The 9,678-nt window shown below is 38.3% G+C and carries 8 protein-coding genes; all 8 read right to left on the bottom strand.

The window, feature by feature from the left end:
- Positions 1 to 47 precede the first annotated feature (47 nt).
- The 8 genes from JWG40_RS13530 to JWG40_RS13565 all read right to left on the bottom strand — a co-directional run bounded on the left by JWG40_RS13530 (position 48) and on the right by JWG40_RS13565 (position 9,155).
- Entirely contained in the window at positions 48 to 812 is a 765-nt protein-coding gene (locus JWG40_RS13530) for an ATPase (RefSeq protein WP_205286324.1), read from the bottom strand.
- Positions 813 to 1,112: a hypothetical protein gene (locus JWG40_RS13535; RefSeq protein WP_205286325.1), complete on the bottom strand. Its 300-nt coding sequence runs from the start codon at positions 1,110 to 1,112 to the stop codon at positions 813 to 815. It lies immediately after the preceding gene.
- A gap of 90 nt (positions 1,113 to 1,202) precedes the next feature.
- On the bottom strand, positions 1,203 to 2,816 hold the full coding sequence (locus tag JWG40_RS13540; RefSeq protein WP_205286326.1) for a type I restriction-modification system subunit M: 1,614 nt from the start codon (positions 2,814 to 2,816) through the stop codon (positions 1,203 to 1,205).
- Between the two features lie 95 nt (positions 2,817 to 2,911).
- Positions 2,912 to 3,292 (bottom strand): GxxExxY protein, encoded by a 381-nt coding sequence (locus JWG40_RS13545; RefSeq protein WP_205286327.1) that lies wholly within the window; start codon positions 3,290 to 3,292, stop codon positions 2,912 to 2,914.
- A gap of 54 nt (positions 3,293 to 3,346) precedes the next feature.
- A complete protein-coding gene (locus tag JWG40_RS13550) occupies positions 3,347 to 3,556 on the bottom strand; it encodes a hypothetical protein (RefSeq protein WP_205286328.1) in 210 nt (69 codons plus the stop codon).
- Between the two features lie 59 nt (positions 3,557 to 3,615).
- On the bottom strand, positions 3,616 to 4,875 hold the full coding sequence (locus tag JWG40_RS13555; RefSeq protein WP_205286329.1) for a restriction endonuclease subunit S: 1,260 nt from the start codon (positions 4,873 to 4,875) through the stop codon (positions 3,616 to 3,618).
- A 151-nt stretch (positions 4,876 to 5,026) separates the two neighbouring features.
- Positions 5,027 to 6,097 carry a Fic family protein gene (locus tag JWG40_RS13560; RefSeq protein WP_332470770.1) on the bottom strand — a complete coding sequence of 357 codons (1,071 nt, stop codon included), beginning with the start codon at positions 6,095 to 6,097 and terminating at the stop codon, positions 5,027 to 5,029.
- Positions 6,098 to 6,191: 94 nt separating this feature from the next.
- Positions 6,192 to 9,155 (bottom strand): type I restriction endonuclease subunit R, encoded by a 2,964-nt coding sequence (locus JWG40_RS13565; protein WP_205286331.1) that lies wholly within the window; start codon positions 9,153 to 9,155, stop codon positions 6,192 to 6,194.
- Positions 9,156 to 9,678: the final 523 nt, after the last annotated feature.

Below are 9,678 nucleotides of genomic sequence, written 5' to 3' on the forward strand. Positions count from 1 at the left end.
GGGGTGCGCTGACGCTTCCGTCCTGCGGACCAAGCCCTACGGATCACCTAACGCGGGGGGAGTTTTTTTTCTACTACATAATTGATAAACCAAGAAGGAACTTTGTTTGGAGTAAATCTTTCAACTTCGACACCATTCGAAACTCCCGCAAATAATAACGCTTCAAACGTATCACTTGAAGTATCAAAAAGATATGCTCGATTCGACAATCGAATTGCCTCTTTCAAATTATCTAGACTACGATAATAGCGTTCTTCTATCTTTTCCGGTGGAACGTTATGCCCATTTTCTTTCACTCTGATTTCAACTCTGTTCTTATTGATTTCAGGATCGACAGTGCAAAAAAAATAAAGATAAATTACATAATCTGCTTCTTTTGCTTTTTTCAAAAAATCAAGCTTCCGCCTATCACTCATTACTGTTTCAAATGAAAAGGAGATGTTTGCTTCGAGCAATTTTTGTCTCAAAAATTCTGCTAAGTCCGCTGCTATGTAAGAATTTATTTCTAAGTTTCCATCAATGCATAACTTGCTATCCGTGACTGAAAAGTATTTCCAAAGATCCAAAATTTCACTTTTCTTAGGAGAAAACTGGGAAAGGCGAAAGAAGTTTTGAATTTCATCCGTTGCAAATTGTATCTTATAATGATTGATGTCTAAAAAATGATCATTTTTTAGATTCTTTTCGATCTCATCTGCGTTTACATAAACGCCGAGTTTATATCTAGGATCGGAACTTTCAAATTCATTGATAAATGTAGATTTTCCAGAGCCATTGGGGCCAGCAAAAATACGAAGGCGTTTTTTACTCATCTAAGTAAGGTTAAACTTCGTAGGTAAACTTTCTGAGTGGTTTGGTAATTTTTTGAAAAATACTTTGTGGCCATCGGGATGTTTCCAATAAAGAGAATCTCCTTCCTGAATTAATACTGGAATTTTGGTTTCCTTCGCTCTTTCCGAGGCCTTCAATGAGGCCAAAATCGCAGCACCGAGAAGAGCCCCAACAGCGATATCTTCACCGTCTGCCTGTCTCTTGAGAAGTGCCGTTATCCCCGCTCCCAGAAGTCCACCTTTGATAAGATTGTTTAAGGTTTCTTCGTCCTCTCGATTCATGACTCTAGTGTATTGAGAATTGGAGTTGTTGTCAACTAAAGGAGAGCAAATTCTTGTGCTCTACGAAGATGAAATCTATGTCTTCCCCCCTCACGGCAACTCTGCCAACCCCAACTCCTTCAAAAAACCATTGTGTTTCCTCTTCGCCTCTGCAATCTTCTTCTCTAAAGAAACCAACTCCGCATTCACTTGTTCCAAGTCAATGACCTCATCTGTCTTTGCGGTGCTGATATAACGGGAAATATTTAAATTGTAATCGTTCTTTTCAATTTCTTTGAGTCCCACACGACGCGAATACTTATCTTCTTCCTTTCTAAATTGATACGTCGAAACAATTTTTTCAATGTGTTCCGCAGAAAGTTGATTTTGTCGTTTGCCTTTTTCAAAATACTCACTTGCATTGATAAAAAGTATATCATCAAATTTTTTGCATTTTTTCAAAACCAGAATACAAACAGGAATCCCAGTCGAATAAAATAAGTTAGATGGTAATCCGATAACTGTATCGATATGGGAATCTTGGATGAGTTTGGTGCGGATTCTTTCTTCGGCTCCACCGCGAAACAAAACCCCATGCGGGAGGATGATGGCCATCGTTCCTTCGTCACTCAAGAAATGAAAGCCGTGCAACAAAAAGGCGAAGTCTGCCGCAGACTTTGGAGCTAGCCCATAACTTTTGTAACGAAAATCTTCTCCTAACGAATCATTTGGTTCCCAACGCAAACTAAAAGGAGGATTTGCCACGATGGCATCAAAATGCATTTTCTTTGCTGGGTTGGGGTTGTTTAAAATTTCCCACTCGTTTAACAAAGAATCACCATGGTGGATTTCAAACTCGGTATCCTTTACCCCATGAAGGAGCATATTCATTCGGGCTAAGTTAAACGTAGTAATGTTATTTTCTTGTCCGAAGATCTTGCCAATGCTTCCGCCTTCTTTCAAAATCTGATTTCGCACATTGAGGAGTAAGGAACCAGAACCGCAGGCAAAGTCTAATACCTTCTCTAGTTTTTTCTTTTTTCCCGTACTCGGGTCTTGGCTATCGAGTGTTACAATGGCAGAAAGGATCGTCGAGATTTGTTGTGGAGTATAAAACTCTCCTGCTTTTTTTCCTGAACCTGCGGCAAACTGGCCAATCAAATATTCGTAGGCATCACCTAAGATATCTAAATCGGAGGAAAACTGCCGGATCCCTTCGGCAATTTTAGAAATAATGGCACAGAGTTTTTTATTTCTTTCTTCATAGTTTTTACCTAGTTTTTCTGAACTCAAATTGATTTCTGAAAACAGCCCCTGGAAGGTACTGGCAAAGGATTCTTCTTCGATGTATTTGAATCCCTTCTGTAATGTTTTTAATAAGTCTTTGTCTTGAGTGCGAGCCAGTTCCCCGATATGGCTCCATAAAAATTGCGGCTCCACAACATAATGCAGTTTACGTCGCATCTGTTTTTCAAATTCTACTGTATCTTTGGGATTGGCCTCATACCAAACATTCAAAGGAGTGCGGTTGTCTGTATCTGCGAGTTTCGGATAATCTTTTCCGAGTTCTTTTTTTGCCGCCGCTTCATAGTTATCCGAGAGATAACGCAAAAATAAAAACGAAAGCATATAGTCACGGAAATCATCCGCATTCATGGAACCACGCAATTGGTCTGCTATGTTCCAGAGAGTTTTACCGAGTTGGTTTTGTTGTGGTTCTGTCATATAGTTCCTATTTAAAAAAATTAAAACCACGGAAGACACAGAAGAACACGGAAAAGGTCTGTCGAATTCTATGGGCAATATTCGTTGTTTTCATATTATGTTACTACCCTCTCGATTTCTACTTGAGGATAATGTCCAAAATTGACAAGAAAGCCTAGTTTCAGGTTGCTAGCTTTCAAGTAATTGATTAGTTGGGCTCGATGCTCCGGAGCTAAATTTTTAACTGCCTTAATTTCTATAATTATTTTTTCGAATGCTATTAGATCAGGTACAAACTTTCGTAATAACTTCTCGCCCTTATATTGCAATAGAAGCTCTGGTTGACTTTGAAAAGGAATTTGATTTTTTTTCAATTCCAGCTCCAAACATTCCTGATATACGGATTCAAGAAATCCTGAACCCATTTCTTTATAAACTTGGAAAATAGCACCTCTGATTTTAAAACTTTCCTCTTCATAAATCAGTTCACTTTCCATTTATAAGATCTCTTAACCACCGAACACACTGAACATCTCGAAAAAAAAACATCTTCATCTTCCTTCCTTCTGTGTCTTTCCGTGTTTTCCGTGGTTAATCTCTTCTTCTTTTTCCAAACCACGGAAGTCACTGAACAACACGGAAAATACAATCTTCATCTCTCTTACTTCCGTGCCTTTCCGTGTTTTCTGTGGTTTCAAATCTTCCAAGAAAGTCATTAACCACCAAACACACTGAACATCACGGAAAAATACTATTTTCATCTCTCTTACTTCCGTGCCTTTCTATGCTTTCGGTGGTTCCAAATCTTCACCTTACGTGGTCACTCCCCCATCACCGGAAACAATCCTTGCAACAAACCCTTCTTATGCGATTTCAACCCTTCCACTCTCTCCGACTGCTCTTGGATCAGTGCATCCACCGAAGAAAGGCAATCGGCAACCTTTTGTTGTTCGGGGAGAGAGGGGAATGAGATTGGAATTAAGGAAAGTTTAGAAGCGGAAATTCCTAATACCTTCGCACCTTGCGCAATTCTCTGAATTTGGGATCTTATTTTTGGCGACTTAAATAAGTAGCCACCAAATCCTATAACGAACTTTTCTTTGACAGGTCTAGCATGAATTGTATGCAACCCTGAAATTAATTTTTCGTTATTCAGGTGAACTATTTCAATACTTTTACCTATATCGGCGAGATCTTCAGAGGCATCCGCAATGATAATGTCTCCTGCTTCACAAATAGTTCGTGTCTTAATTTTATTAAATGCTTCTCCTTGATTTACATACGGTACAATTTCCTTCGTAATATCAAATAAAGTGGAAAATTTTGTATGGATGTCGCCATAATGAATATTTTTAAATTCGCCATTACTATAATTTAGCTGGTCTCGTGATAGCGAATTAGTTACTATAAATGTATAAACTTCCCCCAACTTCCTCTCCTCCCAATCCCCCTTACCCACAAACTCCGGAAACCGCAACTTAGGAACCGTTTCCCCTTCCCTAGGGAATAAGTTTTGCAACAAACCCTTTTTATACGACTGGAGCGACTGCAATTTTTGGGACTCCAAAGAGATAACATTATCTAAGGAAGAAAGACAATCGGCAATCTTTTGTTGTTCGGGGAGCGAGGGGAGAGTGACATTCATCTCCGTTAATGCTGCCATAACTATGTATGGCGTGTTGCCTTCTTTTTTTTCAGTAGAGATTCTTTTGCTTAAGTTACTATCAAGAAAATATTTAATATATATAATATCCTGAGAAAATTTATCTAACACATACGTTCTTTGATAAGCATTAAACTTCCCTTTATAATGATGAATATATCCAACGTTTGCTCCATTACCTGAAATTAAAAGTGCATCAGTATCGAAAGCAAAATCGTTAATATAGTAAAAATCCTTTGCACAGGTATAAAATCGATACTTCCCGTTTGGTATCATTGCATTCGCGTCTAATTTTCCAGTTGTAATAGAACAAAGTTTACCCAGAAAAGTGTTCTCCCAATCCCCCGAATGGGCAAACTCAGGAAATCGCAATTCTGGAACCATTTGTTTTAAGGAACTTTTTTCTTTTTGATTCATACACTGCCACCTAATACAAAATTGGCCCTTTTCAGAGTTTTTGAACCACGGAAGGCACGGAAAAGCACTGAAAAAATTCCTTTTCCTTCTCCCTTCCGTGTCTTTCCGTGTTTTCTGTGGTTAATCTCTTCTTCTCTTTTGATCATAGCTCTCATCTTGCCAACACCTGATAGAGCCCCAGATTGATATAATAATTAGTCCGACCCATTTTTTGCTTTTTCAAGAAACCTTGTTTACAAAGCTCTTCTAAGTATTTAGCAGCCGTAAGCCGACCCACTCCTAGATCCTTTTCAATAAATTCAATTTTAGTATAAGGATGATAGAACAAATTGTTAATTAAATCTTGGCTATAAAACTTACAAGATGTGCGAATTCTGTGTTTATAATCCAACATGACTTGTTTGATAGACTGGATCGTTTCGATCGTTTGTTTGGAAGTCTCCTCAACGCCAGCGAGTATAAACAAAATCCAGGACTCCCAATCTTGCGTATCCCTAACACCTTGCAATAAGTCATAATACTGTGATTTGTTTTTGATAATGTAACGACTTAAATACAAAATAGGAAGAGTAAGTAGATCTTTTAAAACTAGATAAAGAATATTGATGATCCTTCCTGTTCGTCCATTTCCATCATAAAACGGATGTATGCTTTCGAATTGGTAATGAATCACAGCCATTTTAATTAAATCATCTGCCTCGGACAAACTGTCATCATTGACGTACATCTCTAAATTTTTCATCAAGATTTCAATTTCATCCAACCTCTGAGGAGGTGTATAAACAATTTCGCCTGTTAGTTGGTTCTTGAGATCTGTTCCAGGCAATTTCCGATAACCAGCTTTATTCTCTTCCAAAATTTCTTGGATTTCCAAAATATGGTTTCCCGTTAGGAGTTTGGTGTTTTTGACCAAAGCAAAACCTTTTCGCAGTGCCGTTGCATAGTTTCCAACTTCTTTTGCTGCCGGATGGATCGTCTCCTCAGGAAACAGGCCTTCTTTGAAAAGTTCATCATGTGTTGTGATGATGTTTTCGATGGCGGAGCTGTCTTTTGCTTCCTGTAAGGAGAGAGCGTTGATCAAAATGTTTTGGTTCGGAATGCTGGCAGAAACGCCTTTCAATTCCGCCAAGTATCTCTGTGCCGATGAAACCCTCCGAAGCACCGACTTGGTCTCTAGTTCAATCTTCGGAGGCAGTGGATCCAATAGAAAATTCGAATTCACAGAATTCCCCCATATGTATAAAAAATCGCCATTTTTATACATATCAAACAGAATCTGTCTAGTTTTCTTAATTTTCTATGCATGTAGTCATTTCCTACTCATACACAGCAAGTCCCGAGATCTCTCTTCCTTGTGCGAGTTTCCTTAGCAAGGGAACCAGGTCTTCCATGAGAGCCAGTTCCTTTTTGGTCCTTTCCTTCCAACTCAAATCGAAGGGCGCCATCAGTTCACTCAAATCATCCGCGTCAAAAATCAACCGGTCCATAATCGAATTCACAAAGTTTTGTAAGGCGACTGGTTCGATTCCGTGTTTCTTAGCAACACCTTTCAATTCATTTTGAAACTTGTTTGCTTTGAACTGTATGTAACCACTCTTTATCTCAGCTTCACTCAGAGGTTCGCCCACTTTCAAAGTACCTATATAAGAAATGATTTCATCTTTCTCATCCAACATATTGGAACTAGAAGAAAGTATTCCAACAAGTTGATCTCGGCTCATCTTCTGTTTGGATGTTTTTTGCGTGTATTTAGAGATAAGACCCATGATGTAATCATAGTCAATCACAGCAGAGGCAAAGAGAACAAATTCAAAGTCCAATTGGTGGACAATCGTCTCCATACCGTTAGGTGCATTTTCCACCTTAAACCTGTGTGCCGTATCTAAGTAAACTCCTCGAAAGCTTCTCAGATCATCGTCCGATATTACTTTTTCAATGGCTTCCGTTTGCTCATGGGAGATATCTGTGTATTGATCGAGTTGTGTTTTGATCCTTTGCACTTCTTTAAAGAGATTGATAAACTGACTTCTTGCCTCATCCCCATGCAAATTATTCACTTGTTCTGGTGCAAATTCCAAACCTTGTGATTTTAGAAATTCACCCAGTTTGGATACTGCTGCCTCATACTTCGTAATTACGACAGGGGCTGGATCCACAAGCCAAATTTCTTTGGCACGATTTGCTTCTTCCCCAGAAAAAAGCGCAATGGCATCATCTACCGCATTCTTTTGATTTCTAAAATCCAATACATTTCCATACGGTTTTGTATCATTCAAAACTCGATTGGTTCGAGAAAAGGCTTGGATCAAACCATGGTATCGCAAATTTTTATCAACATACAATGTATTTAAATATTGAGAATCAAAGCCCGTTAAGAGCATATCCACGACAATCACGATATCAATCTTATTTATTCTTGGATAATCAGCGTTTGAATACTTTTGGTCCTTAATCCTTTTTTGCACATCCTGATAATATAAATCAAACTCACTCAACTTATGGTTCGTATTGTATTGTTTGTTATAATCAGAGATGATAGCAAGTAAGGCTGCCTTTTTTTCTTCGGGTGCTTCCTTATTATCCTCTTTTTCCTGAGGCAAATCTTCCTGAATTTGTTGTACATCACGATTCCCTTCAGCGGGAGGAGAAAAGACACAAGAAATGTGAAGCGGACGATAGTTTTCATCCACTCTAACCTTTTCTTCCTGTAATTCTTTAAAAATTCCATAATAGGCAATCGCTTCATTGATGGAAGCCGTAGCAAAGATCGCATTAAACTTTCTATTGTGAGTGGCAATATCATGTTTTTCTAATATTGCTTCGGCCACCGCTTTCTGAGAAACTAAGTCACTAACTTTTGCCCCTTTCGGTCCCTTCAATTCTTCCTTGAAGTAATCTACGTGAAAACGTAAAACATTTCGATCATCAATGGCATGAGTGATAGTATAGGCATGAAGTCTTTTTTGAAATACATCTTCTGTTGTGATATAAGACGCTTGTTCTCCTTCCACTCGCGTATAACTCGAATTTTCGCTAAAAATAGGAGTGCCAGTAAAACCAAAGAGCTGTGCCTTCGGAAAAAAAGTTTTGATGGCATTGTGATTTTCACCGAACTGAGAGCGGTGGCATTCGTCAAAAATAAAAACAATCCGTTTTTCCCGTAAAGACTCTAATCGCTCTTTATATTGATTCTTTTGGGTTCCATCCAATGCGAGACCTAATTTTTGAATCGTAGTTACTATGACTTTGTCCGCATAGTCAGTAGAAAGAAGTCGGCGAACCAGAGCCTCTGTATTGGTATTCTCCTCGACGCAACCTTCCTGAAATTTATTAAATTCTTCTCTCGTCTGCCGATCTAAATCTTTCCGGTCAACGACAAACAAACATTTTTCAATATTTGGATTGTCCTTTAACAATGTAGAGGCCTTGAAAGAAGTGAGTGTTTTCCCACTCCCGGTTGTATGCCAAATGTATCCGTTGCCTCGATTCTGTTCGATGCAATCTACAATTGCTTTAACCGCATAAATTTGATATGGACGCATGACCATTAACTTCTGTTCACTTGCTACAAGCACCATATATCTACTGATCAGTTGCGCAAGCGTACACTTAGGCAGAAATTTCCCAGCAAATTCATCTAAATGAGTCACTTTTCTATTATCCTCAGTCGCAAACTGATAGATTGGTAAAAAACGTTCATCTGCATCAAAACTAAAATGTTGGTTCTGATTGTTTGCAAAGTAATATGTGTTGGTTTGATTACTAACAATGAATAGTTGAATAAAACACAGAAGTGAATTCGTATATCCATTCCCTGGATCGTTTTTATAATCAACGATCTGCTGCATGGCTTTTCTCGGGCTAATTTCTAATGTTTTAAGTTCTATTTGAACAATTGGAATCCCGTTCAAAAGTAGGATAACATCATATCGATGAAAACTCTTCTGCGTATTGATTCGGAACTGATTGATTACTTCAAAATTATTTTTACACCAATCATTCAAATTTACAAGAGTGTAATGAAGAGGTGTTCCATCCTCTCTCTCAAAGGTATTTCGACTTCTGATCAATTTAGCAGATTGGAAAACATCTGCATTTACAATTTCATCCCTTAGCCGAGCAAATTCTGAGTCTGTCAAATTGACTTTATTCAGCTCCTCAAAGTGTTTTCGGAAATTTCTTTCAAGATCTTCCCGATTTCTGATTTCTCCTCGATAGGTATATTTTAGGTCCTCAAGTTTTTTAATAAGATTCGTTTCTATATTTAACTCATTGACCATTTAATTTGCCTGACCAGGTAATATTCAAAATTTCGAATTTTCCCGTCTAACCTTACCTTAGTTTACTGAAAAGTCAATAGAATTGAAATTAAAAACCATATGATAATTAAACACACATTTAACCTATAAGACTAAGTGATTTAATACCCAGGAATTAACGAGAACCTATCGATCAATCTTCATTAATTTTATGATACAGGTAGGACAAATCTGAAGAATTGGAACCTATCTCATGCTCTAGAAATAAAAAAAGCCTCACATCAATTGATGTAAGGCTTCTCCCAACAAATGTATACGACAAGAGTTCTATCCTCTTTTCCTCATCCACAATTGATTCTCATCAGCCAAGATCGAGGGAAAGCCTGCGGAGCACCAAGCGGCACTGCCGCGACTGCGAGCACCCGACTTGATGCGTGAGCTCCTTAGCTCTAGCATCAAAGTCGTTTGGCGCAGACCGCCAAACAGAACAAAGTAAAACAAACAATGCTTCAATCTATACATACACGTTAACACGTGTATATTG

Source organism: Leptospira abararensis, from assembly GCF_016918735.1.
Lineage (GTDB): Bacteria > Spirochaetota > Leptospiria > Leptospirales > Leptospiraceae > Leptospira_A > Leptospira_A abararensis.